Here is a 26600-nt window from a genome sequence, read left to right on the forward strand (position 1 = left end):
GCCTCGTCACGAGCCGACGAGTGGGCCCGCCTCGCCGCCGGGCAGCGACTCAGCGCAGCTGCTGGCCGCGCGCCTTCGCGTCCGCGATCGACTGCGGGGTGGCACCGGGTTCGCCTTCCGGGATCGGGACGACGGCCACCGCGGTGCCGTAGCAGCACACCTCCGAGAACTGGGCCGCGATCTCGCCGGTGTCGAACCGGCAGGCGACGATCGCGTTCGCGCCACGCTGGGTGGCCTGCTCCCACATCCGGGCCATCACCTGCTGCCGCGAGTCGTAGACCAGCTGGGTGTACTCGTTCACCTCGCCGCCGCCGATGGCGCGGAAGCTGGCGACGAAGTTCGCGCCGATGTTGGCGGAGCGTACGGTCATGCCCATGACCTCGCCGAACACGGCTTCGACACGGTAACCGGGGATGTCGTTGGTGGTGACGATCAGCATTGCTTCATCGTATTGCCCGGACGCGCGGAGCGCCGACCCTCCCGAACCCGACCGATCTCAGACTCCGGCGGCTATTTGGTGGCCGACAATGCCTGCATAGGGTGCGAGCATGGCCGAATCGTTGCACATCAGCGCCGGGGACTACTCCGGTGACCTGCCGATCGCGGAGGGCGCGATTCGCGCGACCGGATTGTCCGCCGTCCCGACCGAGCTGGGCCCGCTGACCTCCTACGACCCTGGGTTCGTGAACACGGCGGCCTGCCGGAGCGCAATCACCTACATCGACGGGGACGCCGGCATCCTGGAACACCGGGGTTATCCGATCGAGGAGCTGGCCGAGCACTCGACCTTCCTCGAGGTCGCCTACCTGTTGATCAACGGCGAACTGCCCACGGCGTCCGAGCTCGAGGGCTGGGACGAAGAGGTCAACCGGCACCGACTGGTGCACGAGAACGTGCACGAGATCATCCGGGCGTTCCGCTACGACGCCCACCCGATGGCCAAGCTGATGGCCTCGGTCGCCTCGCTGATGACCTTCTATCCGTCGTCACGGCGGATCTCCGACGCGGAGTCGCGCAAGCTGAACTCTTTCCGGCTGCTCGGCAAGATGCCCACCCTGGCGGCCGCGGCGTTCCGTCATTCGATCGGTCGCCACCCGGTCTATCCCAGCGACGAGCTCGGCTATGTCGAGAACTTCATGGCGATGCTGTTCCAGTCGCAGCAGCGGGTCTGGCGGGCCGATCCGCGGCTGACCCGCGCGCTCGAGGTGCTGTTCATCCTGCACGCCGACCACGAACAGAACTGCTCCACCACCGCGGTGCGCACGGTGGCCTCGTCCGGCAACGATCTCTACACCTCGTGCGGCGCCGGCATCGGCGCCCTGTTCGGGCCGCTGCACGGCGGCGCCAACGAGGCCGTGCTGCGGATGCTGCGCGAGATCGGCAGCCTCGACCGGGTGCCCGAGTTCATCGAGGGGATCAAGGGCGGCAACGGCCGGCTGATGGGCTTCGGCCACCGCGTCTACAAGAATTACGACCCCCGCGCCAAGGTGATCAAGAAGGCCGTCGACGACGTGTTCGAGGTTCGCGGCACCAATCCGCTACTCGACATCGCGCTCGAACTGGAGAAGATCGCGCTCAACGACGAGTACTTCGTCTCGCGCAAGCTCTACCCCAACGTCGACTTCTACTCCGGGCTGATCTACGAGGCGCTCAACTTCCCGAGCGAGATGTTCACCGTACTGTTCGCGGTGCCGCGGACGGCCGGCTGGATCGCCCACTGGCAGGAGCAGCTGACCGACCCGGACCAGCGCATCATCCGGCCCAAGCAGCTCTACACCGGCTCTGATCGTCGCCCCTACCTGCCCGTCGGCGACCGGTGAAGCAGACCTGGGTCACCCCGGTCAGCCTGACCGGCTGGGGCGTCCGGCTGGCGCCGCTGACGTCCGAGCACGCGTCCGGGTTGGCGGCAGCGGCGGCCGACGGCGAACTGTGGACGCTGCGGGTGACGAGCGTGCCGGCGCCGGGCGAGGAGGCGGGCTACATCGCCGAGGCGCTGGCCGCACCGGACCGGGTGCCGTTCGCGGTGCTGCACGACGCCACCGGACTGGTCCTGGGCAGCACCAGCTACCACGACATCGTTGCGGACGTCCGCCGGCTGGAGATCGGCTACACCTGGTACGGACGCAGCGTGCAACGCACCCACGTGAACACGGCCTGCAAACTGCTGCTGCTCAGCCATGCCTTCGAGACCCTGGACGCCGCCGTGGTCGGCTGGCGCACCGACCACGAGAACTACGCCAGCCAGAAGGCGATCGAACGGCTCGGCGCCGAGCGGGACGGCGAACTGCGGCACCACAAGCGGCGTCGCGACGGCTCGGTGCGCAACACGGTGATGTACAGCATGCTGGCCGACGAGTGGCCACCGGTGAAGGAGCGGCTGACCGCCCGGCTGCGGGCATAGCGGGGCCGGCCCGGCCACGCCACTACGCTGTCCCGCGTGGCTTTGACAATCGGCATCGTCGGGCTGCCCAACGCGGGCAAGTCCACCCTGTTCAACGCGCTCACCCGCAACGAGGTGCTGGCGGCGAACTACCCCTTCGCGACCATCGAACCCAACGTGGGGGTGGTCGGGGTGCCGGACGAGCGGCTGCCCCAACTGGCGAAGCAGTTCGGCTCCGAGCGGATCGTGCCGGCGACGGTCAGCTTCGTCGACATCGCCGGCATCGTGAAGGGTGCGTCGGCGGGTGAGGGCATGGGCAACGCGTTCCTGGCCAACATCCGTGAGGCGGACGCGATCTGCCAGGTCACCCGGGTGTTCCGCGACCCGGACGTCACCCACGTCGACGGCGCGGTGAACCCGGGCAACGACATCGACACCATCACCACCGAACTGATCCTGGCCGACCTGCAGACCGTCGAGAAGGCACTCCCCCGGCTGGAGAAGGAAGCCCGGATCAACAAGGACCGCCGCGAGACCCTGGCCGCCGTCCAAGCCGCCCAGCAGGTGCTCGACTCCGGACGCGGCATCTACGCCGCCGGCGTCGACCGGGAACCGCTGCGGGAACTGTTCCTGCTCACCGCCAAGCCCTACATCTACGTCTTCAACTGCGACTCCGACGAACTCACCGACACCGCCCTGCTCGACCGGATGCGCGAACTGGTGGCACCCGCCGAAGCGATCTTCCTGGACGCCAAGATCGAATCCGAGCTGGTCGAGATGGAGCCGGACGAAGCCCGCGAATTCCTGGTCGAGATGGGCATTGACGAGCCCGGCCTGGACGTGCTGGCCCGGGTCGGCTATGAAACCCTCGGCCTGCAAAGCTACCTGACCGCCGGCCCCAAGGAATCCCGGGCCTGGACGATCCGCAAGGGTGCCACCGCCCCTGAGGCCGCCGGGGTGATCCACACCGACTTCCAGAAGGGCTTCATCAAGGCCGAAGTGGTCTCCTTCGACGACCTGATCCGGCTGGGCGGCATGCAGCAGGCAAAGGCGGCCGGCAAGGTCCGGCTGGAGGGCAAGGACTACGTGATGGCGGACGGCGACGTGGTGGAGTTCAGATTTAACGTCTGACGTTATTGACGTGATGCGTTAAGCGCGTCCTGCTGGTTGTGCGATCAGATCGTTCACCGACCGTAACACTGGGAAGATCTGGCGGCGTGAACCGGCGAAGCGCCTGGATATCGTTGTGCACTTCTGGGAGTGGTGGTCGGGTCCGGGTTGGGATGCGCCCGGCCACGCGAGCAGGCCCCGCACCTGATGGGCGACGAGATCACCGAGCGGGAGTTCGTCAGTTGGGTACACACCCATGTGGTCCACCCGGGCCACGGCCTCATCGACTTGGTTGAGCTGGACTACGAGTACGACCCGATCGACTTCCCGACAAGGACCGCGAATCCCCCGAGGCCGAGTCGGTCCGAAGTTGGGTGCGGGACACCACCGGGCGGCTGTTGGCTGAGGGATGAGTGGTCGAGTTCCGCTTCTTTATGTAGCGCGGGTGCTACGATTGGTGCATGAGTGCGATCGAGCCACAGACAGAGAGACTCTCGCAGCGTGAACTACGCAACGAGTCCGGCCGTGTGCTTCGCGCTGTCGGCGAAGGGCAATCGTTCGTGCTGACAAACCGGGGGATCCCTGTCGGACGCATTGTTCCCCTCGATGCGCCCGCACCCACGCTACCGATAGCTCGGGCTGCCAAACGCGTCGGCGGCTGGGCCGCTCTCACGCCGCAGCCAACGGAAAACGATCGCCCGATGTCTCGTATTATTGACGAGTTGCGAGAGGATCGAGGTTGAGCAGCGTTCCGTTGGTCTATGTCGATACGTCCGCTTTCGGGGCGCTTCTCGTGTCACAGGCGCAGACTGAGGCGCTGGTCAAATGGCTGGATGCAGCAAATGTCAGGCTCGTTTCAAGTGATCTGCTTGAAACCGAGTTGCGTCGGATGGCCGTGCGTGAGGGGCGGGATCAGGCAAGAGTCAGTGCGATCCTCGACGGGGTTGCGCTTGCAGCGCTCGACCGGGCGACTTATCGTTCTGCGGGTTTCCTGCCGTTGCCGTACCTGCGCACGCTCGACGCTCTGCATCTGGAGGCGGCCATACGGCTCGATGCTGATGCCATCCTCACCTACGATCACCGGTTGGCTGAAGCGGCTGCAACGACCGGACTCGACGTCATCGCTCCCAGTGCTCCGAATGTCAGCCAACGAGCGAGCTGGTCTTCGACTGGGACGTGTTCCGGCACGCCAGCGCACCGGAGCGGCAACTGATGGTGAACCTCGTCCGCGAAGGCTCCGAGACCGCGGAGCGGCTCGGCCGGCTGAAGGCACAATCCCCACACTGAGTGTGATGCCTGTGTCGGAGAGATCGTTCCTAGGAACGATTGGAGACTGGTACGCAGTGTCATCCGCCGACAGCATGGACAGTGATCGATTCGGCGGGCCGTCCCCGGGTGCCGCCCCCACTCCAACTGTTAGGAGCCTCGCAGTGAGCGACTCGAACTTCACCGTCACCGCCGTCAAGATCCCCGCTGTGGCCTGGGATCTCGCGGCCAACGTGTACTTCCCCGAGGGCCTGGACACGACCGAGAAGCACCCGGTCGTCATCTCCGCTCATCCCACCGGCAGCGTCAAGGAGCAGACCGCGGGCAACATCTACGCCGCCGGCCTGGCCAAGCAGGGCATGGTCGCGATCACGTTCGACGCCAGCTTTCAGGGCGAGAGCGGCGGCGAACCCCGCCTGACCGAGGACCCCTCGTTCCGGACCAGCGATTTCAGCTACGTGATCGACTATCTGGTCGCCCAGCCCTGGGCCGACGAGGAGAAGATCGGCGTTCTCGCCATCTGCGGCGGCGCCGGCTATGCCGTGGCAGCCACGATGATCGACCGCCGGATCAAGGCGCTGACCACGGTGGCCGGCTCGAACGTGGGGCGACTGATGCGCGAGGGCTTCTCCGGGTACGACCCGATCGGCATGCTCGAAGCGGTCGCGGCTCAGCGCACCGCCGAGGCACGCGGCGGCAAGCAGCAGATCAACGACCTGCTGCCGCCGTCGGTCGACGTCGCCAAGGACAACGGTTTGACCGACGTCGACGTCCTCGAGGCGACCGAGTACTACAAGACTGACCGGGGCGCACACGAGAACGGCTGCACCAGCTTCAACTTCGCTCGTCAGGGTGTGTTGGCCACCTGGGACGCCTACGCCCACGCGGAGACCTTCCTGACCCAGCCGCTGCTGGTGGTGGTCGGCGACAAGCCGGGTGCGTTCGCCTCCTACCGGCTGGGCATGGAGCTCTACGGCCGCGCGGCGTCCAAGGACAAGGAACTCAAGGTCCTCGAAGGTGTGACCCACTACGAGTTGTACGACCAGCCGGAGGCGACCGGTGAAGCGCTGAAGGCCGCCATCGCGTTCTTCCACAAGTACCTCTGAGCGACCGACCCGGCTACGGCGGGCCCGCCGCCGGCGGGAGAACCTCGACCTCCAGGGCGTGCTCGGAGAGTGGACGGCCGTGCTCCCACGGACGTTGCTGAACGAGATGCAGGACCACCCGGCCGGGAGCGACGGCGGTGATCAGCAGCCGCTCCGGTGCGCTGGCACCGGCCGGGCGGCGTTCGTCACCGGCTGGGAAGCCGCGGCGCCAGTCCAGCTCGACGATGCCGGCTTCGCCGTCGACGGCGTCACTCCACCGGCAGCCGGCGGTGCCCAGCCCGGGCAGTACGAGTTCGCGCGTCTGCGCTACCTGCAGGGCGATTGCGGCGGGTAGCTCCCCTTCGGCCATCAGGCGCCGTCCAACGAGACGATCGTGGCCGGCTCCCCGGTGAGCACACCCCCGACATTGCCGAAGCCGGACTGCCAGCTGCCGTCCGGTTTCCGCAGCGTGTGCCACGGCTTTCCCGCCGCGGTGCCGAGGACGTGCAGGGTGGCACCGACGTCGGCGCAGGCGATACCGCTGAACGTGCTCCCCTGGCCGGCCCCTGGAAGCTGGCGGAAGTTGCCCCAGGCTCCGGCAGCGGATCGCTCCAGGAGCCACGGTTTGCCCTCGCTTAGCGCCACCAGATTCAGCCGGCCTTCCACCACCGCGGCGCCGACCGCGGTGAAGGCGCCGGGCAGCACCCCGTTCGAGGGACTGATCGGGGCCGGGGCCTTCCAGCTACCGTCCTTGTTGCGGGTGATCAGCCACAGCGTGCCGCCGGCGACGGCAACGACATTGGTCTCGCTGCCGCGCGCCAGGCAGCTCAGCGCGGCGAACGATCCCGCTGCGGTGTTGCTCGCCGCGGCCTTGGTCCAGGCCTGCTGCCAGTCACCCTTGGCCGTCCGCAGGGTGTGCCAGATGGCGCCGCCGGCCAGCGCCGTGACGTGCACGGCATCCCCGACCGCGGCGCAACCGATCGCCGTCCAGGACTTGACCCCGGACGGCAGGGCGGAGGACGGCCGTTCCCAGGTCGCCCAGCCGGCATCGCTGCGTTTGCGGGAATACCACAGCGTGCCGCCGACCAGGCCGAGGACGTGCAGCCGGTTGATGGTCGCGGCCGCAGTCACCGCGGAGAAGTCGCCGGGGTCGCCAGGGCTGCCGGAGTCCAGCCGGACCACCGGCGACAGCCAGCTGCCCGCCTTGCTGCGGGCGGTCTGGAAGACGTTCCCGGCGCCGGCGAGCAGCACCCGCAGCTCGGTCCGGATCAGCGGTGAGGTGATGGTGCCGTTGATCCCCCACATCTCGGCGTCGATGCCGGCGCTGCCGTAGGCGATCCGGAAGTAGCCCTCCTCGCCCCAGCCGGTACCCCAGCTGTTCTTCGCGATCCAGCACTTCTTGGCGTCGTCGTAGCCGATGATGGCGACGCAGTGGCCGCCGATCACCTCCCCGGCGGTCGCGGCCCGGTACTTGTAGATGCCGCCGGTGTAGAAGTAGAAGAAGTCCTCGTAGATGGTGAAGCAGGCGACCAGCGGTCCGACCGTCGACAGGTAGGCCTTCATCGCACTCACCGAGGTCTTGCGGGTGAATCCGGCGAACTTCGTCAGCCGGGATTTCCAGTCGGAGCCACGCCGGCAGGGCTGGGCCTTGTCGGTGTAGGGATAGTTCGCGTCATCGGTGACGCCGGACCGCATCGCGGTCAGTGCCTGGTGCGGCCACCAGCCGCCGTCGGGGCATGGGATGGCGCCGTTGGACGCGCCGAGGCAGTGATACACGTAGGCCTCGGACAGGTTGACCGCCAGCCCCGGCTGCTTGGCTGCGATCCGCACCATCGACTCCAGCACCGCGACGGTGCCGAAGGCGACACACGAGCCACAGCCCGCCTGGTCCTTGATGCTGGTCACGTAGTTGGCTCCGGCGACGTTGCGCCAGTCGTGCCTGGGTGGTGCCGCGGCGGCGGCGGACGGCGCCGCCAGCCGCGCGGTCGCGGCCTGCTCGCGAGCCTGCAGCCGCGCCAGGCCACCGGGCGGGACGGCGCCGAGCCGCGACCGAGCCCGTAGTGACGACAAGCCCGAGTTGGCCGTCTCGCCGGGCCGCCAGCCGATCTCCGAGGCCAGCGCCGCCCCTCGCAGCGTGGCAAGTTCGAGCACCATCGGGCCCACCCTTCCTTTCAGCCAGCCGGCGCCGGCACCCGTCCGAGGCAGTCGGGATTGAAGACCCGCACCGTGCTGGCCGGGTTGTGGCGGAGTGCCTCGGCCGGACGCACCGGGCGGCGGACCAGCTCACCGGCACAGTTCGGGCAGATCATCCGGTGCACGTCGCGGGCGCAGGAGCCGCACCAGGTGCATTCGAAGGTGCAGATGTAGACGTCTGGGTCGGCCACGGCCAGATCCCGGTCGCAGCACTCGCAGTTCGGTCGCAGGTCGAGCACGCGCTCACCGTACCCCGTCCGAGGCGGCACCGGACGGGGTGGGCGACGAGAGCATTCCGGCACCGGACCACGGTGGGCCCGGTGTTGCTTACGCTGAGGGCATGCCGGACCAGAAGGACGACCAGCCCGACCTGGGTCCGGCGATCGACGAGACCGTCGCCGTGCGCGGTGCCGACACCCAGCGGCGCAGGCTCGAGTTCAGCCTGTTCGGGCTTGCCCTGGCGCTGCAGGTGACCGCGATCGTGCTGCGGATGTCGGGCAGTGGTTTCGTCGAGGTGGTGGTCTCGAACTGGGCGGCGATCGGGGCTTACCTGGTCGCCCTCGGCGCGATCTTCGCGCGTTACCGGGGCTGGGACGTCCGCAAGGCCGATCCGCGCAACCACACCTATTACCTGCTGCTCTCGCCGCTGGCCGGCATCGTCGTCGTCGCAATGGTGGGCGCCGACCGGGAATCGGGGTTCACCAACACGGCGGGGCTGGTGCCGGGCCTGATCGCCTCGAGCCTGGCCTGGGGCTGGGCACACAACAGCCGGATGGCGGCCAGGGCCGAGTTCGTCGAGGCAACCGAAACCGCGCGGACCATCTTCTGGGGCTGGAGTTCGATCGCCGTGCTGTCGCTGATCGAGCGGATCACCCACGAGCTGCGCGGCACCCCGTACGTGATTCCCGACCTGGTCTACTCGTTGATCTCGCTAGGCGCCTTCCTGATCCTGGTCTCGACCGGCTACACCCAGTACATCCGGGCTCAGGAGCAACTGCAGCACGGCGTGGATCGTGCTGAACGGCGGCGCAAACACCGACGCCGACGGACGCGCAAGCTACCGATTCCGGAATCTCACCAGGCCCGCTGACCGGGGTCGACGGAACCGGTTCGGGCTCAGGCCTGCGCAATGTCGGTGGCGGCGAAGTCGCGGCCGTTGAACAGCAGTGGCTCACCGCGGGTTACGGCCAACGCGTAGCTGAAAGTGTCTCCGAGATTGAGCCCGGCCGGATGCCGACCCTTGCCGAACCGCCGCCAGGCGGATGCTGCGACTTCGGCCTGGCCCTCGTCGAGGGCAACCACCTCGGCCTCCAGATCAGCGAGCAGTGCGCCCAGATCGGTTGCGGCCTCCGGCCCCTGCCGCGCCTCGACGACGATCAGCGCCTCGGTGAGGCATGCCGCGGACACCGACAGGGTCGGCGCCGCAGCCATCGCCTTCAGGTACCCCTCTGCGTCGGGTTCGCCCAGGATCACCGCAACCAGTGCTGACGTATCGGCGATCATTGCGGCAGCCCGTCGTCGTCGTAGCCCAGAATCTCGTCCACAGACCGGTCGTCGAGAACCGCGCGTTGCCGACCCCGCTCGATGTAGCGCTGCAGATCGCTGGTGCGCCGACCGATCGACGCTTGCCGGCGGACCCGCGCCAGCCGTTCGCCGAGCGCGATCCGCAATGCCACCGTGATGCTCTCGCCGGTCTCCCGGGAGAGCTCACGGGCCAGCGCGTCGGTTGCCGGATCCTTGATGTTGAGCGCCATCCATCCACCCTAACAGGAAGACAGATGCCCCAATGGGAAGAATCTTCAGCCGTCAGATCGCGTGGTTGGCCAGCAGCCGATGGCACGGGTCGACTGACTCCCGTACCGCCTGCAGCCGCCGCCAGGCCAGCGGCGAGTACCCCGCCGAGGTGTCCACGGCGTTGTCGTCGAAGTTCAGGTACCGGCCCGCGTCCGCCCATGGGACGAGCGCCTCGACGGCACGGTCGGCGTCCGCTCGACCCAGCGCGGCCAGGTCGGGCGTCGGGGCGATGGCCAGGAAGAAGCCCAGGTAGTTTCCTGGCAGCCGGGCCAGGGCAGCGTCGCCGGGACGTCCGAGCGCCCCGCCCAGCTGCCGGATCTCAGCGACCAGCAGCGAGCTGCCGGAGTCCGGACCGGCGATCCGCAGCAGCGCGTCGACCGCGTCGGACGGCAACTCGGCCAGCGCCGTCGCGTTCGCCACCGAGGGGGTCGGACCCTCCGGATCCATGTGGATTCGGGTGAGAGCTGCCGCCGGCATCCGTCCGAAAGTGTCCATTTCGGGACCCAGGTCACGCAGCGGGGCGAGCAGTTCGGCGGCCTGCTCATCGGAGCCCAGGACGGCCCCGTCGATCACCACCAGCCGTCGCCCGCTCAGGAACGGCGGCAACTCCGGCAGCGGCGGGAAGCTCATCAACCGCAGGGAGGTGGTGACGGCGTCCGGAGCGGTGCGCGTCCATTCCGCCCAGCGGTGAGTCACCTCCGCGGCCTTCTCGGCCGGCCAGAGCAGCATGCCGGCGTAGACGTCCGCGATCGGCAGCAGCTCGAACTCCAGCGCGGTCACGACGCCGAGGTTGCCGCCGCCACCCTTGAGCGCCCAGAACAGGTCCGGCCGGTGATCGGCGTCGGTGCGCACCAGGCACCCGTCGGCGAGCACCAACTCAGCGGCATGCAGGTGGTGTGCGGCCAGCCCGTGCTGGCGTCCGTACCAGGACAGCCCGCCGCCCAGGGTGTAGCCAGCCACCGCCACATCCGGCGACGAGCCGTGCAGCGCGGCCAGGCCGTGTGGTGCAGCTGCCTCGACCACCGTCTGCCACAGGGTTCCGCCGAGCACCCGGGCAAGCCGGCGCTCGGGGTCGATGCTGACTCCGGTGAACTCGTTGAGCCGGACGAGCACCACGTCGGAAAGGTCAGCGCCGAGGAACGCCCCGGCGCCGTGACCGCTGCTCTGCGGAGCGATCCGCAGCCCGGCCGCGCCGGCGGCACGCACCACGTCGGCGACTTCCTGCGCCGAGTGCGGCACCGCCACGGCGGCCGGCCGCTGGTCGACATGGACGGCCCACGGCGTCCTGGCCAGGTCGTAGCCAGGGTCGCCCGGCAGGTAGACGCGGCCCTCACACAGGCCGCGCAGGACAGTTGCGGGCACCTCGGTCAGCTCACTGGTCATGGATTGTTCCTCCTTGTGGGATACGAGTTCTGCGGTACGGGCGGTCGCCCCCACCGCGATGGTCATGCCCGCCTGGCCGAGCCAGGACACCTCGTGGACGCCGATCGCGGGACGTACCTCGTGCTCGGCGAGGCGCTGGGTCAGCACCTCGGCGGCATCGTCGAAGAGCCGCCGGTTCGTGGTGCTGATACGGATCGCGACCAGATCGGCCGGAGCCAGCCCGGACGCCCCCAGCGCCCGTTCCAGGTTCTCCAGGGCCAGCGCCAACTGGGCGACGTGATCGTCCTCGTGCAGCAGCAGGCCGTCCGCGCCGACCGGCCGCTGCACCGGAATGGTGATCTCTGCCATGGCTCAACCGTGACGTCGGGGACTGACAGGACCCATCCCCGATTGCTGGGGATCGGGCGGCCAGGCGAAGGGGGGCGAGCCGCCCCCAGGGTTCTGGGATTCCGCGGTCGGCGCAGAGGGCGCACAATGGCTGCCATGCCGGGTGGACTGCTGGCCGAACGGGTTCGGCGCGATGTCGAGGTGGTGGCGCACGGGGGGCTCGACCTCGACACCTTCCTGAGTGAGGTGCTGCTCTCATTGCAGCGCGCCGTCCCGTTCGAAGCGGTCTGCTTCGGCACCGTCGACCCGACCACCCGGCTGCTCACCGGCACCCGCAAGTACGGCAGCCTCAAGGGCCGTGACGAGCGCGACCACGACTGGGGCCTGATCGAGTACGGCGACCGCGAGACCACCACCTTCACCGAACTCGCGGACGCCGGACACCGCGCCGCCGGCGTCCACCAGGCCACGTCCGGGCGCCTGGACGAGTCAACCCGGCTGCGCGAACTGATCGGGCCGGCTTACGGCTACGGCGACGAACTCCGGTCGCTGTGCTTCGACCGGGACCATCTCTGGGGCGTCACCGCCTACTTCCGGTCTTCGGACGACCGCCCGTTCGACGCCGGCGAGGTCGCCTTCATGGCGTCGCTGTCGAGTGTGATGGGCGCCGGCGTCCGGGCCGGACTGCTGGCTTCATTGGCGGCGACGGCGCCCTTCGACTCGCCGGTCGGCCCCGCGGTGATGATCGTCGGGGCGGACGACGCCGTCGTCCAGGTGAACTCGGGAGCCGACCGCTGGCTGGCCGAGCTGGCGATGGGTGGCACCGGCACCTCCGCGGCCGGGGTGATCGGTTCCCTGGTCGGCGCCGCCCGGCGGTACGCCCGGGGTGACTGGCCGAGTCCGCCCCGGGCCCGGATCCGGACCGCGAGCGGCCTGTGGCTGGTGCTGCACGCCACCCCACTCAGTCCGCGGGACGGCGTCCAGGGCGATGTGGTGGTGACCATCGAAGAGGCACGGCCGCCGGAGGTCGTCCCGCTGGTGGTCGCCGCGTTCGGGCTCACCGCACGCGAACGGGACGTCGTCGCGCTGGTGCTGCAGGGATTGGACACCAAGGAGATCAGCGGCCAGCTGTACCTGTCCGCCTGGACGGTGCAGGACCACCTGAAGTCGATCTTCGAGAAGGCATCGGTGCGCAGCCGCCGCGAACTGATCGCCCGGGTCTACTTCGACCAGTACGTTCCCCGGCTCAGCACCGGCGTCGGTCCGGGTGGCTGGTTCTCCGCCTGAAGGCGAGCTGATCTGTGTCAGATCGGGCACCGCTAGCGGTGCTCGATCTGACACTCTTCACACTCAAGCGCCGGCGTAGAAGGCGCGCATGGCGTCAGCAAGCCAGCCGGGGTCGCGGACCCCGCACAACTCGCGTGCCGAATGCATGCTGAGCAACGCAATCCCGACGTCGACGGTGCGGATGCCCAGCCGGGTCGCCGACAACGGGCCGATGGTCGACCCGCAGGGCACCGAATTGTTCGAGACGAAGTCCTGGGTCGGGACGCCGGCCGCGGCGCAGGCCCGGCGCCAGACGGCCTCACCCACCGCGTCGGTGGCATAACGCTGGTTGGCGTTGAACTTGATCAGTGGGCCGGCGTTCGGCAGCGGGCGGTGATCGGGGTCGTGCAGCTGCGGATAGTTCGGATGGACGGCGTGGCCGGCATCCGCCGACACCAGCACCGAGCGAGCACGGGCCGCCGCGGCGTCCTGGATGCCCCAACCGAGCGCGTCGGCGATCCGGATGAGCACGGTCTCGAGCAGCGGCCCACTGGCCCCCGTGGCGGTGCCGGAGCCGACCTCTTCGTGGTCGAAACAGGCCAGCACCGTGATCGCGTCGGAGTCGGTGGTGGCGGCCAGCGCGGTCAGCCCGGCGTGCACGCTGGCCAGGTTGTCCAGCCGCGCGGACGCGAACAGGTCTCCGCCCAGCCCGATCCTGGCCGGCGGCTCGGTGACGAAGGCGCACAGGTCGTGGCCGAGCACGTCGCCAGGTCGCAGCCCGGCCAGCGCCGCCACTTCGGCGAGCAGGTCGGCGCCGGGGCGTCCGACCGCGAACACCGGCTGCAGGTGCTGCTGCCGGTCGAGCACCAGCTTCTCGTGGACACTGCGGTCCAGATGCGGGGCGACCTGCGGAATGCGTAGCCACGGCCCGGTCGAGACCAGGGTGCTGGCGCCGTCGGCGGTGACCAGCCGTCCGGCCAGGCCGAACTCGCGATCCAGCCACGAGTTCGGCAGCGGACCTCCGTAGACCTCCATGCCGGCCTGTTGCCAGCCCAGGAACGTCGACGTGGGCCGCGGCTTGAGCACGAAGCCCGGCGAATCGGTGTGCGCGCCGACGATCCGGAACGCTGGCGCCGCCAAGCGTTCGGGGATCCGCCAGGCCAGCACCGAGCCGTCCTTGACCAGCACGTAGCCGCCGGGTAGCGAGCTGAACGGCTCGACCTCGGTGACCTCGACGAAGCCGGACGCCAGCAGCAATTCGGCGGCGCGGTTCGCGGCGTGGAAGGACGACGGGCTGGCTGTCACGAAAGCCGCGAGATCGTCCAGGTGGGCCGATCCATCGCTCGGCCCCGGTCGGTACGAATCCATCTGGACGGTTCCTTCAACTGTGCTGGGTGGCTGCCGGCAGCCTAGCCCGCGCCACGGACCCCGCTGATCGAGCCCGTCCGCGATCCGATTGGGTGCTCACACCGGGTCGGTCACGAGTTTTGTCAGAGCCTCCCGGCAAGATCGTCGGCATGGAGATGGTTGTCCTGGCCCTGGTCGCGGTGATGCTCGGTGGGCTGCTGGGCGGCCTCGTCACCCGAGCGGTGTCGCTGGCCCGGCAGAACACCGACGAGGCTGTGCGCGACGCGGCCGCCGCGACCGCCCGCACCGAGGTCGCCGATGCCCGGCGTGAGGCGTCCGACGCCCGAGCCGAGGCCGCCGATGCCCGAGCCGAAGCGGCTACCGCGCGGGCCGAGCTGGCACGGTCGGGCACCGAGGTGGAACGCGCCCGGGTCGAGGCGGCCGATGCCCGGGCACTCGCCGCCGCCGCCCAGGCCGAGGCGGCCGAAGTATCGGCAAGTCTTGCGGCCGCGCTGGCCCAGCGCGAATCGGCCGTCAAGCGCGCCGATGAGCTGGCCGCCGACCGAGAGTCGCTGATCGCCCAGTTCAAGGTGCTCTCCGCCGAAACGCTGGAACGACAGGGCAAGTCGGCCGACGACAGCGCGGAGAAGCGGCTGCGGGCCACCGAGTTGCTGCTGAAGCCGGTGCACGAGACGCTCGAGGCGTTCCGCGCCCGACTGGGCGAGGTCGAGCAGCAGCGGGCCGTGCTGGCCACCGAACTGGCCAACCAAGTCCGCAACGTGCAGGCCACCGGCGAGCAGTTGCGGCTCGAGACCCGGGCCCTGGTCACCGCCCTGCGCAAGCCGCACGTCCGGGGTAACTGGGGCGAGCAGCAGCTGAAGCGGGTGGTCGAGTTGGCCGGCATGGTCGAGCACTGCGACTTCGTCACCCAGCAGACCACCAGCACCACCGCCGATCAGGTGATCCGGCCCGACCTGAAGGTGCTGCTCGAGGGTGACCGGTTCGTCTGGGTCGATTCCAAGGTGCCGCTGGCCGCCTTCCTCGACGCTAACGAGACCGAAGACGAGAGCACCCGCGAGCAGGCGCTGAAGCAGTTCTCCAAGAATGTTCGCACCCACGTCGACCAGCTGTCCGGCAAGGCCTACTTCAAGTCCGATCTGGGCACGCCCGAGTTCGTGGTGATGTTCGTGCCCAGCGAGGCGCTGGCCGCGGAGGCGCTGAGCCGGCAGCCCGACCTGCACGAGTACGCCTCGCAGCGCAACGTGATCCTGGCCACCCCGACCACCCTGATCGCCCTGCTGCGGGCCGTCGCCTACGGCTGGAAGCAGGCCGCGCTGGCCGAGTCGGCGGCCGAGGTGTCCGAGCTGGCCCGCGAGCTGTACGACCGGCTCGGCACCCTGGGCGGGCACTTCGACCGGGTGGGGCGCTCCCTCTCCGCCTCGGTGTCCGCCTACAACCAGGCGGTCGGATCGATCGAGGGCCGGGTCTTCCCCACCGCCCGCCGGTTGCGCGACCTGCATGTCACCGGGAAGGAGCTGGCTACGGTGAACGCGGTCGATGCCGCCGTCCGCCCGCTGACCGCGCCCGAACTGGTCGAGGACGCCGTCCAGGTCACCCCGATGATCGGCGGACGCGCTGAGGATCCCGAAGGACTGCACCGGCCGCAGCCCGCGCTCGATGAACTGCTCGATGCCGATGTCGCGCCGGCCACCGCGTCTCGGCGCCGCCGGACCGCGGGCTGAATCGCGACCGAGCGGCGAGAATGGTCCGATGAGCGTCACCGCGCACAGCATCAGCACCGGGGTCACCGCACAGAGCATCGACGAGGCGGCCGACCGGCTCGCCGGCGTCATCGTCGAGACCCCGCTGCAGTTCAACAAGCGACTCTCCGACGCCACCGGCGCCCAGGTCTGGCTCAAGCGTGAGGATCTGCAGCCCGTCCGGTCCTACAAAATCCGCGGCGCCTACAACCTGATCAGCCAACTCACCGCTGAGGAACGGGCCGCGGGCGTGGTCTGCGCCAGCGCCGGCAACCACGGCCAAGGCGTCGCCTTCGCCTGTGCCCGGCTCGGCATCGAGGCCAAGATCGTCGTCCCCACCACGACCCCGCGACAGAAGCGGCAGCGGATGCGCCAGCTCGGCGAGGGTTGGACCGAACTGATCGTCCATGGCGAAACCTATGACGAAGCGGCCGCCCGCGCCGACGAGATCGTCGCGACCGAGGGTCGCACGATGGTGTCGGCCTTCGACGACGTCCGCACCATCGCCGGTCAGGGCACGGTTGCCGCCGAGATCGTGCGCCAGTTGGGCCGCGCGCCCGACACCCTGATCGTGCCGGTCGGCGGCGGCGGCATGATCGGCGGCTGCCTGACCTGGTTGGCCGAGCATCATCCGGGCACCAAGGTGGTCGGCGCCGAGCCGTCCGGGGCCGCGTCCATGGCGGTCGCTCTTGAGGCTGGACGCCCCCGCGACCTGGTCAAGCTGGACACCTTCGTTGACGGCGCCGCCGTTCGCCGGGTGGGCGAGCTGACCTTTGACATCGCCCGCCGGCTCAAGCCGCACATGTTCTCGGTACCCGAGGGCCGGATCTGTTCAGAGATGCTGGAGCTCTATCAGGTGGACGGCATCATCGCCGAGCCGGCAGGCGCCCTTGCCAGCGCCGCACTCGGTATCTACAAGCCGTCGCCGGGACGCACGGTGGTAGCCATCGTGTCCGGCGGCAACAACGACCTGTCTCGTTACGCCGAGATCTCTGAACGCGCACTCGTCTACGAGGGCCGCAAGCACTACTTCCTGGTGAACTTCCCGCAGGAACCGGGTGCGCTGCGCCGGTTCCTGGACGATGTGCTCGGGCCCGACGACGACATCACCCTGTTCGAGTACGTGAAGCGCTCCAACCGGGAGACCGGGCCGGCGCTGGTCGGAGTCGAACTCGGCGATCCGGCCGAACTCCAGCGACTGCTGGACCGGATGCGGAATAGCCGCTTGACTGTCGAACGCATCCCACCTGACAGTCCCTTCTACAGATTCCTGGTCTGACATGTACCTTTACGCACCGCCGTCATGGAAGCTCGTCCGCCAGATCGTGCTCGACGCACTCGTGATCGGCTGGTGCTGGGCGTGGTGGGCAATCTCCCGTGCCTCGGACGAGTACGTCCGGCGGCTGGCCGGGCGGGCGCGGGCAGCCGAGGAGTCAACCCGTCAGATCCATACCAGCGTCACCGACGCGGCGGATGCGGTGGGAGCGATCCCGTTCGGGAGTGCCCTGCGCGGGCCGCTGGACGCGATGGCCCGGGCCATCGACCCGCTGGTGGCCAACTCCTCCGGGCTTGCCGCCCAACTGGATTCCCTGGCCGCCGACCTCCGCCTGTGGGGACTGGTCATTCCGGTGCTGCTGGTGGTGCCGTTCTGGATCTGGCACCGGGTGTGCTTCTGGCGCGATTCGGCCGCCGTCGCCGCCCTGATGCGCGCGGGTGCCGACGACGCCGTGCTGGCCCTGCGGGCGCTGGCCAGCCAACCCGTCCGGCGGCTGGCCCCGATCGCCGCCGACCCGGCGGCGGCCTGGCAAACCGGCGATCCCGAGGTGATCGGACGGCTGGCTCACCTCGAGCGGCGAACGCACGGTTGGCCCCGGCCCGCACGAAAGGTGGCCTGAGCGAGTCCCGGCGGAGCGCTGCCCCGCTCAGTAGTCGATGCGCATCCTGGTTCAGGCGCGGGCGCGCATGTCCCTACGCAACTCGGGAGGCAGCGCAAACACCAGGTTTTCCTCGGTGAGCCGTTCCTCGACGGCGGCCGGGTAACCCCGCTCTTCGAGGAAGGCCAGCACACCCTGGACCAGGTCGTCGGGCACCGAGGCTCCGGACGTCACCGCGACACTCTCCACCCCGTCGAGCCAGGATTCGTCGATCTCGCCGGCGTTGTCGACCCGGTAGGACGCCTTGGCACCGGCCTCAAGAGCCACCTCGACCAGCCGCACCGAGTTGGACGAGTTGCGCGAGCCGACGACGATCACCAGGTCGGCGTCCACCGCGATCTGCTTCACCGCCGACTGACGGTTCTGCGTCGCGTAACAGATGTCGTCGCTGGGCGGGTCGATCAGCTGCGGGAACTTCTCCCGCAGCTTGCCGACCGTCTCCCAGGTCTCGTCCACACTGAGCGTGGTCTGCGACAGCCAGGCCAGCTTCGACGGGTCGGCCACCTCGACCTTCGCGACGTCCTCGGGGCGTTCGACCAGCGTGATGTGCTCGGGCGCCTCACCGGCGGTGCCCTCGACCTCTTCATGGCCGGCGTGCCCGATCAGCAGGATCTGCAGGCCCTGGTTGGCGAACCGCCGCGCCTCGTTGTGCACCTTGGTGACCAGCGGGCAGGTGGCGTCGATCGTCTTCAGGCTGCGTTCGGCCGCCTCGGCGTGCACCGCGGGCGACACTCCGTGCGCCGAGAACACCACGGTCGAGCCCTCGGGCACCTCGTCCAGTTCCTCGACGAAGATCGCCCCACGGGCCTCCAGGTCTTCGACCACATGCCGGTTGTGCACGATCTGCTTGCGCACGTAGACCGGCGGACCGTACAGGTCCAGCGCTCGCTCGACGGTGACCACCGCTCGGTCGACGCCGGCGCAGTACCCGCGCGGAGCCGCAACGACGACGCGTTTGGAATCGGTCATGGGGGCCAGTCTATCGATCGCGTCCCGTACCCCCGTCCCCCGCCATCCGCGGTCCACCCCCCTCCCCGCTCGCTCGCCGAACTATCTGGGGCTCGCTGAGTTCAGCGAGCCCCGAATAGTTCAGCGAGCGCGGGAGGCGGTGCGGGTGGACAGCCATGCTGTCGGCGCGGGCCGTTAGGGTCGGGCCATGCCGTTGACCAGCAGCCCGGAACAGCCGCAGCCGCTGCGCGCCATCGTGGCCGCAACCAAGAGTTGGGTCGAGCGGCTCGGCAGCGTCTGGGTGGCCGGGCAGCTGATCGAACTGAAGCGTCGCTCGGGCGCGGCCACCCACTTCCTCACCCTGCGCGACCCGCTCGCCGAGGTGTCGGTCACCCTCACCGCCTCCACCGGAGTCCTGGACGCCGCCGGCCCGGTCGCCGAGGGCATGGAGGTGGTCGCCCTGGTCCGGCCCACGGTGTGGAGTCGCTCGGGGTCGCTGACCTTCGAGTGCGGCGATTTGCGCGCCTCCGGTGAGGGACGGCTGCTCGCCCAGATCGAGCAGCGCAAGCGGATGCTGCAGGCCGAAGGCCTGTTCGACCGGGCGCGCAAACAGCCGCTGCCGTTTCTGCCGAAGACCGTGGGCCTGATCACCGGCGAGGGCAGCGCAGCCGAACGCGACGTTCTGCAGGTGGCCCGCAGGCGTTGGCCCGGCGTCCGGTTCGTGGTCAAGCACGCACTGATGCAGGGCACGTCCTGCGTTGAGCAGGTGCGCGACGCCCTCACCACGCTCGACCGCGATCCCGACGTCCAGGTGATCGTGATCGCCCGTGGCGGCGGCTCGTTGCAGGACCTGCTGCCATTCTCGGACGAGTCCCTGGCCCGCGCCGTCTTCGCCTGCCGGACGCCGGTGGTCAGTGCCATCGGTCACGAGCCCGACACCCCGATCCTCGACCTGGTCGCCGACCTACGGGCCGCCACCCCGACCGACGCCGCCAAGCGGGTGGTTCCCGATGTCGCCGACGAGCGGGCCCGGGTCGTCCAGGCCGGTCAGCGGGTGCGGGCCGCGATGCTGCGGCTTATCGACCGCGAAGCGCACGTGTTGGCCACGATGCGCTCGCGTCCGGTGCTGGCCGACCCGATCGGACCAATGAACGTGCAGGCCGGCCAGGTCCGCGAGCTGCGCGCCCGGGGCGAGCGGGCCGTCCGGGCTCGGTTGCGCGAGGAGGCAGCCTGGGTCGAGCACGCGCTGAGTCGGGTGCGTGCCTTGTCGCCCCGGGCCACCCTGCTGCGCGGCTATGCGATCGTCAGCACCGAGGCCGGTCAGCCGGTCGACTCCACCACGATCGTCTCGCCGGGGGACGCCGTGGTCACCATGCTCGCCGACGGCCTGTTCCGGGCCGAGGTCACCGAAGTCGAAAGCAGGAGGGAATCCGATGGCTGATCAGCCGCAGAGCTACGAACAGGCCCGCCAGCGACTGGTCGAGGTGGTCCAATCCCTTGAGGCCGGCTCGGTCCCATTGTCGAAGGCGATGGAGCTCTGGCAAGAGGGCGAGGCGCTGGCGCGTCGCTGTGAGGAATGGCTGGACGGCGCCCGCGCCACCATCGAGGCGTCTGCCGCCGGATCCCCCGCTGATCGGGCCAACTCCGCGGACTGAGCCACCCCGCTGGTCGAGCTTGTCGAGACCCCCTCCGCTGGTCGAGCTTGTCGAGACCCCTCCGCTTGCGGTCGCCGTGGTCGCCTCTGGTCGCCGCGGTGGTGAGGGATGGCCGCGCCGCCCCCTTACGGCCCGCTGACGCGTGCCTCCAGACGCCCACCTACCTGCCGCGACCATCCCCCACCACCGCTTCAGCGTTGCGTGCGCAGTACTCGATCCGGCGTTGGTTGAGCTTGTCGAAACCCACGCCTCCACATTGGCACCTCGGAGGTCTCGACAGGCTTGACCGGCGTTGGATGAAGGACTCGACCAGCGGTGGCACACCTGTCGTCATGCAGCTGCGCTGCGATACTCGGTGGGTGCATGGACGAACGATCGGCAGCCGGGCTCGCCTGCTGACGATCGGGATCGCGATTGCGGCGGTGATGCTGACCGGGTGCACGGCGGGCTCGACCCCTACAACGATGCCCCCGGCATCGCCCGCGCCGACCACCGTGAGCAGCCCACCGTCGGCAGGTCCGGCGTCCGTTCGGTTCGGCACGACCTACCGCTGGCCGGACGGGCTGTCGATCACGATCGGGAAACCGAAGCGGTTCTGGCCGAGCGGCTGGGTGCGGACGGTCAACAGCTTCAGCCACTACGTGCAACTGAAAGTCACCATTCGCAACGGCACCGCCGCCCGCTTCGACGTCAGCCGGCTGGCGATCACCGCCCGCTCCGGCGGCAAGGACGCCGACGGCGTCCACGACCCCGGGAAGCTGGGCGGTTCGCCGCCGCGCTCGGTTGCCACGGGACGCGCGGTGGCCTACCGGATCGCCTTCGGCGTCCGGAAACCGGCGGACGTCACGATCGCGGTCGTCGCCCGTCCCGGACTCGCACCAGTGCGGGTGACACGGTGAAGGACACCCGCCGGATACTGTGACGCGGTGCCCGAATTGCTCGACCGCGTCCCCGACCTAGTCCTGCTACAACGGCGGACGCTGTGGGTGCTGTCCGCCGGACAGGTGCTGAGCGGGATCAGTTTCGGCGCCACAGTGTCGCTCGGTGCCGTGCTGGCCGCCCGGATCTCCGGCGATGACGGTCTCTCCGGCCTGGCATCGGCGGCGATCACCCTGGGCACCGCACTCACCTCGATGCCGCTCGCCGCATTGGCCGGACGCCGGGGCCGGGGCCTCGCGCTGGCCTCCGGGATGGCGGTCGCACTGCTCGGCGTCGGACTCGTGATCGTGGCTGTGCCCACGGCGTCCTTCGCGATGCTGCTGACCGGCTTCCTGCTGATCGGCGCCGGGCAGGCCGCCAACCTGCAGGCCCGGTTCGCGGCCACCGACCTGGCCACGGACGCCTCCCGTGGCCGCGATCTGTCGATGGTGGTGTGGGCCACCACCATCGGCGCGGTGCTGGGGCCGAATCTGGTCGGTCCGGGTGAGGAACTCGGCGCAATCGTCGGGATGCCGGCGCTCACCGGGCCCTACCTGTTCACCTTGGCCGGGCAACTGGGCGGCATCGTGCTGTACCTGACCGCGCTACGCCCGGACCCACTGCTGCTGGCCCGTGCCGACGCCCTGACCCGGCCGCAGGCGTCCGGTCTGATCGCCCGCCCGGACCGGCCGGTCGCCGCCGGCTACGCCATGCTCACCGTGGTCGGCGCGCACACCGTGATGGTCTCGGTGATGGCGATGACCCCGATCCACCTGCTGCACCACGGGGCGACGCTGACCGTCGTCGGGCTCACCATCAGCCTGCACATCGCCGGCATGTTCGCGCTCTCCCCCGTGTTCGGCATGCTCGCCGACCGCTGGGGACGGCTGCGGACGATCGCGCTCGGCTTCGCCATCCTGGCCGCCAGCGCCGCGGTGATCGCGCTGGGGGCGTCCGACCCGACGTGGGTGACGGTGGCGCTGATCCTGCTCGGACTCGGCTGGAGCGCCGCGACGGTCGCCGGCGCGGCCCTGCTCACCGAGACGTCCGCGGCCGAACTCCGGGTCCGGCGCCAGGGCCGCAACGACGCCGCGATGAGCCTGATGGGTGCCCTGGGCGCGGTCGCCGCCGGCGGCGCGCTCGGCTGGGTCGGTTTCGAAGGGCTGGCCCTGTTCACCCTTCCGGTGATCGTGGTGGTGGTCGTCCTGCTCCCGCTCGGACGCCGCTGAGCATCGTCCCGGTCGAGGCTGGCCGTGACGTCCCCGGTAGTCGGGTTTCGACCCGGCTCAACCAGCGACGGCCACTCGAAGGTGAGCCGAAGCCTCAGTCCTCCAGGGTGGTCAGGTCGCCCTCGTCCTGGCCCAGCGCCCGCGCCTTCAGCACCCGGCGCATGATCTTGCCCGACCGGGTCTTCGGCAGCTTGTCCGGGAAGTCGATGGCGTCCGGCTTCGCGATCGGCGACAGATGGGACGCCACGTGCGCCCGCAGCTGTTCGGCCAGCTCCTGGCTGCCGGCCGCGCCGACCCGCAGGGTGACGAAGGCGTGGATGGCCTGGCCCTTCACCTCGTGCGGCAGCCCGACCACGGCCGCCTCGGTGACGTCCGGGTGCGACACCAGCGCCGACTCCACCTCGGCGGTGCCGAGCCGATGGCCCGACACGTTGATCACGTCGTCGGTGCGGCCGATGATCCAGAAGTAGCCGTCGGCATCGCGGCGGGCGGCGTCCCCGGCCAGATAGACACCCGGGTACTTCGACCAGTAGGTGTCGATGTAGCGCTGATCGTCGCCGTACAGGGTCCGGAACATCGCCGGCCACGGGTTCTTCAGCACCAGGAAGCCCTCGTCGCCGTCCGGCACCTCGTCACCGGCCTCGTTGACGATCGCGGCGTCCTGGCCGAAGAACGGCTTGCCGCCCGAGCCGGGCTTGTGCGGTTCGCCCGGTACCTGGGTGATCTGGAACATGCCGGTCTCGGTCTGCCACCAGGTGTCGATCACCGGGCAGCGCTCCTTGCCGATCACCCGGTGGAACCAGTGCCACGCCTCCGGGTTGATCGGCTCGCCCACCGATCCCAACAGCCGCAACGAGCTCAGGTCGTGCCGATTGGGCCAAGCCTCACCGAACCGCATCAGCGACCGGATGGCGGTCGGCGCGGTGTAGAACTGGGTGATCCCGTAGTACTCGACCAGCTGCCACCAGCGGCTCGGGTAGGGATAGGTCGGGCCGCCCTCGAACATGAACGTGGTGGCGCCGGTGAGCAGCGGCCCGTAGACCAGATAGGAGTGCCCGGTCACCCAGCCCGGGTCCGCGGTGCACCACCAGCGGTCCTCGGGGCGCATGTCGAAGGAGTACTTCAAGGTCGTGTAGGTGCCGACCATGTAGCCGCCATGCGTGTGCAGGATCGCCTTCGGCTTCCCGGTCGAACCCGACGTGTAGAGGATGTACAACGGATGCTCCGAGTCGAGCCGCTCGGTCGGGCAGCTGCCCTTGGCGATCGGCAGCGCCTGCAGGTCGTGGTACCAGTGGTCGCGCAGCGGGTCCATGGTCACCTCGGAGCCGGTGCGCTTCACCACGATCACGTTCTCGACGGTCGGCGAGAACTTCACCGCCTTGTCGACGATCTCTTTCAGCGGGAAGACCTTGCCGTTGATCCACGACCCGTCGGCGGTGATCACCAGCTTCGACTTGGAGTCGTCGATCCGGTCGGTCAGCGCGTCGGAGGAGAACCCGGCGAAGATCACCGAATGGACGGCGCCGATCTTGGCGCAGGCCAGCATCGCGAAGAACACCTCGGGAATGCGCGGCAGGTAAATGGTGACCCGGTCACCCTTGACCACCCCCATCGCCTTGAGCACATTGGCCATCTGGTTGACCTGACGATTCAGCGAGAAATAGCTGAAGGTGCGGTGCTCCTTGCCGTCCTCGCTCTGCCAGATCAGCGCCAGCTTGTTCTTGTTCGGTCCGGTGACGTGCCGGTCGAGGCAGTTGTGCACGATGTTGACCTCGGCGCCGGTGAACCATGTGAAGAACGGCGCGTTCGAGTCGTCGACGACCTTCTCCCAGGGCTTGAACCACTCCAGTTCGCGGGCCCGGTCGGCCCAGAAGCCCGCCGGATCGGCGAGCGCCTCAGCGCGCAGCCGGTCGGGGTCGGGAACGTGCGATTCGGCGGCGATCGACGGATCGGGGTAGACGACGTCGCCTTCGAGCTGTGCCATTGCGGCATCTCCTCCGTTGGAGTCTGGTCGGTCATGGCGAGACTAATCGCGCCGAGCCGCCCGGCGAAAGGGATCCCTCCCAGCTTCGGGCCGGCTCGGGGCTCAGACCGGACAGGGTCAGGCCAAGGTGGTGGCGAACGCCTCCAGCGCCTCGTAGGGCAGGTCGCCGCTGACCACCACCGTGCGTTCCGCGTCGGTGCGGGCCAGCGAACGCGTCCGGTCATCGTCGCTGACGTAGCGCTGCCAGGACGTCCCGCCGAGCGTGCTCTCGCCGTCCGCCGACCCGCCGCGGCTGGCGTCCCGGATCAGCCCCTGGGCGTCGGCGTCGCGCTGGTCGAGCCCGATATACATCCGGTTGGGAGTGAGGAAACCCAACTGCACGGTGTTGCCGACCGCCGCCTTCTGGTCCAGGCCGGGTTCGCCCCGCGGCGTCCACCGCGCCCGGACGGCCGTCCAGGTCGGCGGCAGGTCCTTCGGCGCCAGCACCGGATACGGCGCCTCGGCCCGGGCCTGGGCGATCACCGGCTGCCAGTCGACCGCCCGCGCCTCAGGCTCGGGGATGCGGCTGAACCACAGATAGATCAGGACCACCGGCACCAGCAATGCCGCCACCGCGATCAGCATCTGGGGCACGGTCGGACTCGGACGACGGGCTGCCACCCGCCCATTGTCCACCACTACGCTCACCGTCATGTCCCGGGTCCTGCGCACCGCCGCCACCATCGGCTCGCTGATCGCGGTCAATGCCCTTGCCGGACGGCTGATCACCGGCCCGCTGCGGGATCTGCCGGCCGAGCACCGGCTGAACCACGACCTGCGGCGAGCCGGCGGTACGGCTGCCGCGCGCTGGGCCTCAGCGGTGTCGCGCAGCTCGGACACCTCGCGGGCGGTCGCCGTCGGCCTCGGACTCACCGCCACCTTGCTGGCGCTCGGGCGCCGCCGCGAGGCTGCTGTCCCCGCCTTGGCAATGGGCCTGGCCTCGCTGACCCACGTGGCCAGCTCGACGCTGGTGGGACGCCCGCGGCCCGCGGTTGAGCGGCTCGGCACTCGGCAGCCGACCTCCAGTTTCCCCAGCGGGCACGTCGGCGCGATGACCGCCCTGGCCGTTGTGCTGGGCCGGGCGGCCCGACTCCTGCCGCGGCCGGCTGCCGTCGGCGTCCGCGCCGTCCTGGCCGGCTACCTGGGCATGCTTGGCTGGTCCCGGCTCTACAACGGCCAGCACTACGCCAGCGATGTGCTGGCGGGCTATCTCAACGGCACCGTGTGCGGTGTGATCGCACTGTGTGCCATCCGACCCGCGTCCGACGAATGAGCGAGGTCGTGGCCGGGCCCGGCGGCCTCCCGGCGGCCGCGGTGGTCGCCCGGGCGACGACTCCCGCGGGAGAGATCGCGCTGCGCCGACGCGGCGAGATCGTCGAACTGATCGTCAACGGCGTGTTCGCGATGGACTCCTCCGAGGTGACCAGCGAGATCGCGCTCGCCGACGCCGCCGGCCCGGCCCCCGGGCGGGTACTGGTCGGCGGGCTGGGGCTGGGCTACACCGCGGCCCGGCTGCTGGACAACGGCGTCCGCCGCCTCGATGTCGTGGAACTGGCGGAACCGCTGATCGACTGGGCCGTGGCGGGCATCACCGGCCAGCTCGAGCGGGTCGCTCACGACCCGCGCGTCCAGCTGCATCACGGCGACATCGCCGAGTGGCTGCCGCGTCGCACCGAACTCTTCGACGCGATCCTGCTGGACGTCGACAACGGGCCGGGCTTCTTGATCCACGACCGCAACGCGCGCGTCTACGCCGCCGATTGGTTGCGGACGGCGGCCGAGCGGCTCAGCCCCAACGGGCTGCTGGCGATCTGGTCCGAGGACGCCGCCCCGGAGCTGGGCCGCGCCCTGGCCGGCCTGGGCATCCTGACCGAGACGGTGATCGAGGTGGAACGTGAAGGACGCCGGTTCGGCTACGCGCTCTACCTGCTGCGCCGGACGGCTCCTGCCGGATGACGTGGGCCCGGCCACTGGTGGTCCGT

General features: G+C 69.6%; 28 protein-coding genes. 17 read left to right on the forward strand and 11 right to left on the reverse strand.

Annotation, left to right across the window (positions count from 1 at the left end):
* Positions 1 to 49: 49 nt before the first annotated feature.
* Complete coding sequence (locus QM711_RS16475) at positions 50 to 439, reverse strand: YbjQ family protein (protein ID WP_415101291.1); 390 nt, start codon at positions 437 to 439, stop codon at positions 50 to 52.
* A gap of 109 nt (positions 440 to 548) precedes the next feature.
* On the opposite strand from QM711_RS16475, the gene QM711_RS16480 reads away from it, so the two are divergent.
* From QM711_RS16480 to QM711_RS16505, 6 genes are all read left to right on the forward strand, one after another.
* Complete coding sequence (locus QM711_RS16480) at positions 549 to 1820, forward strand: citrate synthase (protein ID WP_415101293.1); 1272 nt, start codon at positions 549 to 551, stop codon at positions 1818 to 1820.
* Complete coding sequence (locus tag QM711_RS16485) at positions 1817 to 2401, forward strand: GNAT family N-acetyltransferase (RefSeq protein WP_415101295.1); 585 nt, start codon at positions 1817 to 1819, stop codon at positions 2399 to 2401. The genes QM711_RS16480 and QM711_RS16485 overlap by 4 nt, the downstream gene beginning before the upstream one ends.
* 36 nt (positions 2402 to 2437) lie before the next feature.
* Positions 2438 to 3511, forward strand: coding sequence for a redox-regulated ATPase YchF (ychF, locus tag QM711_RS16490; protein ID WP_415101297.1), 1074 nt, complete (start codon positions 2438 to 2440; stop codon positions 3509 to 3511).
* A gap of 440 nt (positions 3512 to 3951) precedes the next feature.
* The gene (locus QM711_RS16495) at positions 3952 to 4233 is read left to right on the forward strand and encodes a type II toxin-antitoxin system Phd/YefM family antitoxin (protein WP_415101299.1); all 282 of its coding nucleotides are present in this window, start codon (positions 3952 to 3954) and stop codon (positions 4231 to 4233) included.
* A complete protein-coding gene (locus tag QM711_RS16500; protein WP_415101301.1) occupies positions 4230 to 4703 on the forward strand; it encodes a type II toxin-antitoxin system VapC family toxin in 474 nt (157 codons plus the stop codon). Before QM711_RS16495 ends, QM711_RS16500 begins: the two co-directional genes overlap by 4 nt.
* Before the next feature lie 217 nt (positions 4704 to 4920).
* Positions 4921 to 5862: an alpha/beta hydrolase gene (locus QM711_RS16505; protein WP_415101303.1), complete on the forward strand. Its 942-nt coding sequence runs from the start codon at positions 4921 to 4923 to the stop codon at positions 5860 to 5862.
* Positions 5863 to 5875: 13 nt separating this feature from the next.
* Here the strand turns inward: QM711_RS16505 and QM711_RS16510 are convergent, their stop codons facing one another.
* From QM711_RS16510 to QM711_RS16520, 3 genes are read right to left on the reverse strand one after another with little or no spacing between them, the layout of a single operon-like run.
* A complete protein-coding gene (locus tag QM711_RS16510) occupies positions 5876 to 6211 on the reverse strand; it encodes a protease inhibitor I42 family protein (protein WP_415101311.1) in 336 nt (111 codons plus the stop codon).
* On the reverse strand, positions 6211 to 7995 hold the full coding sequence (locus tag QM711_RS16515; RefSeq protein WP_415101314.1) for a C1 family peptidase: 1785 nt from the start codon (positions 7993 to 7995) through the stop codon (positions 6211 to 6213). Before QM711_RS16515 ends, QM711_RS16510 begins: the two co-directional genes overlap by 1 nt.
* 17 nt (positions 7996 to 8012) lie before the next feature.
* Complete coding sequence (locus QM711_RS16520; RefSeq protein WP_415101316.1) at positions 8013 to 8273, reverse strand: DUF1272 domain-containing protein; 261 nt, start codon at positions 8271 to 8273, stop codon at positions 8013 to 8015.
* Positions 8274 to 8374: 101 nt separating this feature from the next.
* Here QM711_RS16520 and QM711_RS16525 point away from each other — a divergent pair, with 101 nt between their 5' ends.
* The gene (locus QM711_RS16525) at positions 8375 to 9124 is read left to right on the forward strand and encodes a hypothetical protein (protein ID WP_415101318.1); all 750 of its coding nucleotides are present in this window, start codon (positions 8375 to 8377) and stop codon (positions 9122 to 9124) included.
* A 26-nt stretch (positions 9125 to 9150) separates the two neighbouring features.
* On the opposite strand, the gene QM711_RS16530 is transcribed toward QM711_RS16525, so the two are convergent.
* Genes QM711_RS16530 through QM711_RS16540 form a run of 3 tightly spaced genes read right to left on the reverse strand, consistent with a single transcriptional unit; the run spans position 9151 to position 11559 of the window.
* Positions 9151 to 9537 (reverse strand): type II toxin-antitoxin system VapC family toxin, encoded by a 387-nt coding sequence (locus tag QM711_RS16530; protein ID WP_415101320.1) that lies wholly within the window; start codon positions 9535 to 9537, stop codon positions 9151 to 9153.
* Positions 9534 to 9788, reverse strand: a complete 255-nt coding sequence (locus tag QM711_RS16535; RefSeq protein WP_415101322.1) for a type II toxin-antitoxin system VapB family antitoxin — start codon at positions 9786 to 9788, stop codon at positions 9534 to 9536. Before QM711_RS16535 ends, QM711_RS16530 begins: the two co-directional genes overlap by 4 nt.
* Positions 9789 to 9840: 52 nt before the next feature.
* Positions 9841 to 11559, reverse strand: coding sequence for an FAD-binding protein (locus QM711_RS16540; RefSeq protein ID WP_415101324.1), 1719 nt, complete (start codon positions 11557 to 11559; stop codon positions 9841 to 9843).
* A 135-nt stretch (positions 11560 to 11694) separates the two neighbouring features.
* Between QM711_RS16540 and QM711_RS16545 the strand changes: the two genes are divergently transcribed.
* Positions 11695 to 12825 (forward strand): helix-turn-helix transcriptional regulator, encoded by a 1131-nt coding sequence (locus QM711_RS16545; protein WP_415101326.1) that lies wholly within the window; start codon positions 11695 to 11697, stop codon positions 12823 to 12825.
* A gap of 63 nt (positions 12826 to 12888) precedes the next feature.
* Here QM711_RS16545 and QM711_RS16550 read toward each other — a convergent pair whose 3' ends face one another.
* Positions 12889 to 14172 carry a M18 family aminopeptidase gene (locus QM711_RS16550; protein WP_415101328.1) on the reverse strand — a complete coding sequence of 428 codons (1284 nt, stop codon included), beginning with the start codon at positions 14170 to 14172 and terminating at the stop codon, positions 12889 to 12891.
* A gap of 149 nt (positions 14173 to 14321) precedes the next feature.
* Between QM711_RS16550 and QM711_RS16555 the strand changes: the two genes are divergently transcribed.
* The 3 genes from QM711_RS16555 to QM711_RS16565 are packed head-to-tail and all read left to right on the forward strand — an operon-like array spanning position 14322 to position 17806.
* Complete coding sequence (locus QM711_RS16555; protein WP_415101330.1) at positions 14322 to 15893, forward strand: DNA recombination protein RmuC; 1572 nt, start codon at positions 14322 to 14324, stop codon at positions 15891 to 15893.
* Positions 15894 to 15921: 28 nt separating this feature from the next.
* Positions 15922 to 17190 carry a threonine ammonia-lyase IlvA gene (ilvA, locus tag QM711_RS16560; RefSeq protein ID WP_415101332.1) on the forward strand — a complete coding sequence of 423 codons (1269 nt, stop codon included), beginning with the start codon at positions 15922 to 15924 and terminating at the stop codon, positions 17188 to 17190.
* A 1-nt stretch (position 17191) separates the two neighbouring features.
* Positions 17192 to 17806, forward strand: a complete 615-nt coding sequence (locus tag QM711_RS16565) for a hypothetical protein (protein WP_415101334.1) — start codon at positions 17192 to 17194, stop codon at positions 17804 to 17806.
* 51 nt (positions 17807 to 17857) lie between these two features.
* On the opposite strand, the gene QM711_RS16570 is transcribed toward QM711_RS16565, so the two are convergent.
* The gene (locus tag QM711_RS16570) at positions 17858 to 18814 is read right to left on the reverse strand and encodes a 4-hydroxy-3-methylbut-2-enyl diphosphate reductase (RefSeq protein WP_415101336.1); all 957 of its coding nucleotides are present in this window, start codon (positions 18812 to 18814) and stop codon (positions 17858 to 17860) included.
* Positions 18815 to 19001: 187 nt separating this feature from the next.
* Here QM711_RS16570 and xseA point away from each other — a divergent pair, with 187 nt between their 5' ends.
* The 4 genes from xseA to QM711_RS16590 all read left to right on the forward strand — a co-directional run bounded on the left by xseA (position 19002) and on the right by QM711_RS16590 (position 22595).
* A complete protein-coding gene (gene xseA, locus QM711_RS16575; protein WP_415101338.1) occupies positions 19002 to 20234 on the forward strand; it encodes an exodeoxyribonuclease VII large subunit in 1233 nt (410 codons plus the stop codon).
* A complete protein-coding gene (locus QM711_RS16580; RefSeq protein WP_415101340.1) occupies positions 20227 to 20448 on the forward strand; it encodes an exodeoxyribonuclease VII small subunit in 222 nt (73 codons plus the stop codon). Before xseA ends, QM711_RS16580 begins: the two co-directional genes overlap by 8 nt.
* 359 nt (positions 20449 to 20807) lie before the next feature.
* Complete coding sequence (locus QM711_RS16585; protein ID WP_415101342.1) at positions 20808 to 21347, forward strand: hypothetical protein; 540 nt, start codon at positions 20808 to 20810, stop codon at positions 21345 to 21347.
* 27 nt (positions 21348 to 21374) lie between these two features.
* Entirely contained in the window at positions 21375 to 22595 is a 1221-nt protein-coding gene (locus QM711_RS16590; protein ID WP_415101344.1) for an MFS transporter, read from the forward strand.
* 94 nt (positions 22596 to 22689) lie between these two features.
* On the opposite strand, the gene acs is transcribed toward QM711_RS16590, so the two are convergent.
* Positions 22690 to 24579: an acetate--CoA ligase gene (acs, locus tag QM711_RS16595; protein ID WP_415101346.1), complete on the reverse strand. Its 1890-nt coding sequence runs from the start codon at positions 24577 to 24579 to the stop codon at positions 22690 to 22692.
* 117 nt (positions 24580 to 24696) lie between these two features.
* On the reverse strand, positions 24697 to 25272 hold the full coding sequence (locus QM711_RS16600; RefSeq protein ID WP_415101348.1) for a DUF4245 domain-containing protein: 576 nt from the start codon (positions 25270 to 25272) through the stop codon (positions 24697 to 24699).
* Between QM711_RS16600 and QM711_RS16605 the strand changes: the two genes are divergently transcribed.
* Entirely contained in the window at positions 25271 to 25891 is a 621-nt protein-coding gene (locus QM711_RS16605; protein WP_415101350.1) for a phosphatase PAP2 family protein, read from the forward strand. The two genes, QM711_RS16600 and QM711_RS16605, sit on opposite strands and share 2 nt — an antisense overlap.
* Entirely contained in the window at positions 25888 to 26574 is a 687-nt protein-coding gene (locus QM711_RS16610; RefSeq protein ID WP_415101352.1) for a hypothetical protein, read from the forward strand. Before QM711_RS16605 ends, QM711_RS16610 begins: the two co-directional genes overlap by 4 nt.
* Positions 26575 to 26600: the final 26 nt, after the last annotated feature.

The organism is Micropruina sp. (genome assembly GCF_047602385.1).
Taxonomy (GTDB): domain Bacteria; phylum Actinomycetota; class Actinomycetes; order Propionibacteriales; family Propionibacteriaceae; genus Micropruina.

What these genes read in the sequence shown, in the direction of transcription:
- QM711_RS16475 (WP_415101291.1), bottom strand. Translation starts at nt 439, where the DNA reads ATGCTGATCGTCACCACCAACGACATCCCCGGTTACCGTGTCGAAGCC.
- QM711_RS16480 (WP_415101293.1), top strand. Translation starts at nt 549, where the DNA reads ATGGCCGAATCGTTGCACATCAGCGCCGGGGACTACTCCGGTGACCTG.
- QM711_RS16495 (WP_415101299.1), top strand. Translation starts at nt 3,952, where the DNA reads ATGAGTGCGATCGAGCCACAGACAGAGAGACTCTCGCAGCGTGAACTA.
- QM711_RS16510 (WP_415101311.1), bottom strand. Translation starts at nt 6,211, where the DNA reads ATGGCCGAAGGGGAGCTACCCGCCGCAATCGCCCTGCAGGTAGCGCAG.
- QM711_RS16515 (WP_415101314.1), bottom strand. Translation starts at nt 7,995, where the DNA reads ATGGTGCTCGAACTTGCCACGCTGCGAGGGGCGGCGCTGGCCTCGGAG.
- QM711_RS16525 (WP_415101318.1), top strand. Translation starts at nt 8,375, where the DNA reads ATGCCGGACCAGAAGGACGACCAGCCCGACCTGGGTCCGGCGATCGAC.
- QM711_RS16530 (WP_415101320.1), bottom strand. Translation starts at nt 9,537, where the DNA reads ATGATCGCCGATACGTCAGCACTGGTTGCGGTGATCCTGGGCGAACCC.
- QM711_RS16535 (WP_415101322.1), bottom strand. Translation starts at nt 9,788, where the DNA reads ATGGCGCTCAACATCAAGGATCCGGCAACCGACGCGCTGGCCCGTGAG.
- QM711_RS16540 (WP_415101324.1), bottom strand. Translation starts at nt 11,559, where the DNA reads ATGGCAGAGATCACCATTCCGGTGCAGCGGCCGGTCGGCGCGGACGGC.
- QM711_RS16545 (WP_415101326.1), top strand. Translation starts at nt 11,695, where the DNA reads ATGCCGGGTGGACTGCTGGCCGAACGGGTTCGGCGCGATGTCGAGGTG.
- QM711_RS16550 (WP_415101328.1), bottom strand. Translation starts at nt 14,172, where the DNA reads ATGGATTCGTACCGACCGGGGCCGAGCGATGGATCGGCCCACCTGGAC.
- QM711_RS16555 (WP_415101330.1), top strand. Translation starts at nt 14,322, where the DNA reads ATGGAGATGGTTGTCCTGGCCCTGGTCGCGGTGATGCTCGGTGGGCTG.
- ilvA (WP_415101332.1), top strand. Translation starts at nt 15,922, where the DNA reads ATGAGCGTCACCGCGCACAGCATCAGCACCGGGGTCACCGCACAGAGC.
- QM711_RS16565 (WP_415101334.1), top strand. Translation starts at nt 17,192, where the DNA reads ATGTACCTTTACGCACCGCCGTCATGGAAGCTCGTCCGCCAGATCGTG.
- QM711_RS16570 (WP_415101336.1), bottom strand. Translation starts at nt 18,814, where the DNA reads ATGACCGATTCCAAACGCGTCGTCGTTGCGGCTCCGCGCGGGTACTGC.
- xseA (WP_415101338.1), top strand. Translation starts at nt 19,002, where the DNA reads ATGCCGTTGACCAGCAGCCCGGAACAGCCGCAGCCGCTGCGCGCCATC.
- QM711_RS16580 (WP_415101340.1), top strand. Translation starts at nt 20,227, where the DNA reads ATGGCTGATCAGCCGCAGAGCTACGAACAGGCCCGCCAGCGACTGGTC.
- acs (WP_415101346.1), bottom strand. Translation starts at nt 24,579, where the DNA reads ATGGCACAGCTCGAAGGCGACGTCGTCTACCCCGATCCGTCGATCGCC.
- QM711_RS16605 (WP_415101350.1), top strand. Translation starts at nt 25,271, where the DNA reads ATGTCCCGGGTCCTGCGCACCGCCGCCACCATCGGCTCGCTGATCGCG.
- QM711_RS16600 (WP_415101348.1), bottom strand. Translation starts at nt 25,272, where the DNA reads ATGACGGTGAGCGTAGTGGTGGACAATGGGCGGGTGGCAGCCCGTCGT.
- QM711_RS16610 (WP_415101352.1), top strand. Translation starts at nt 25,888, where the DNA reads ATGAGCGAGGTCGTGGCCGGGCCCGGCGGCCTCCCGGCGGCCGCGGTG.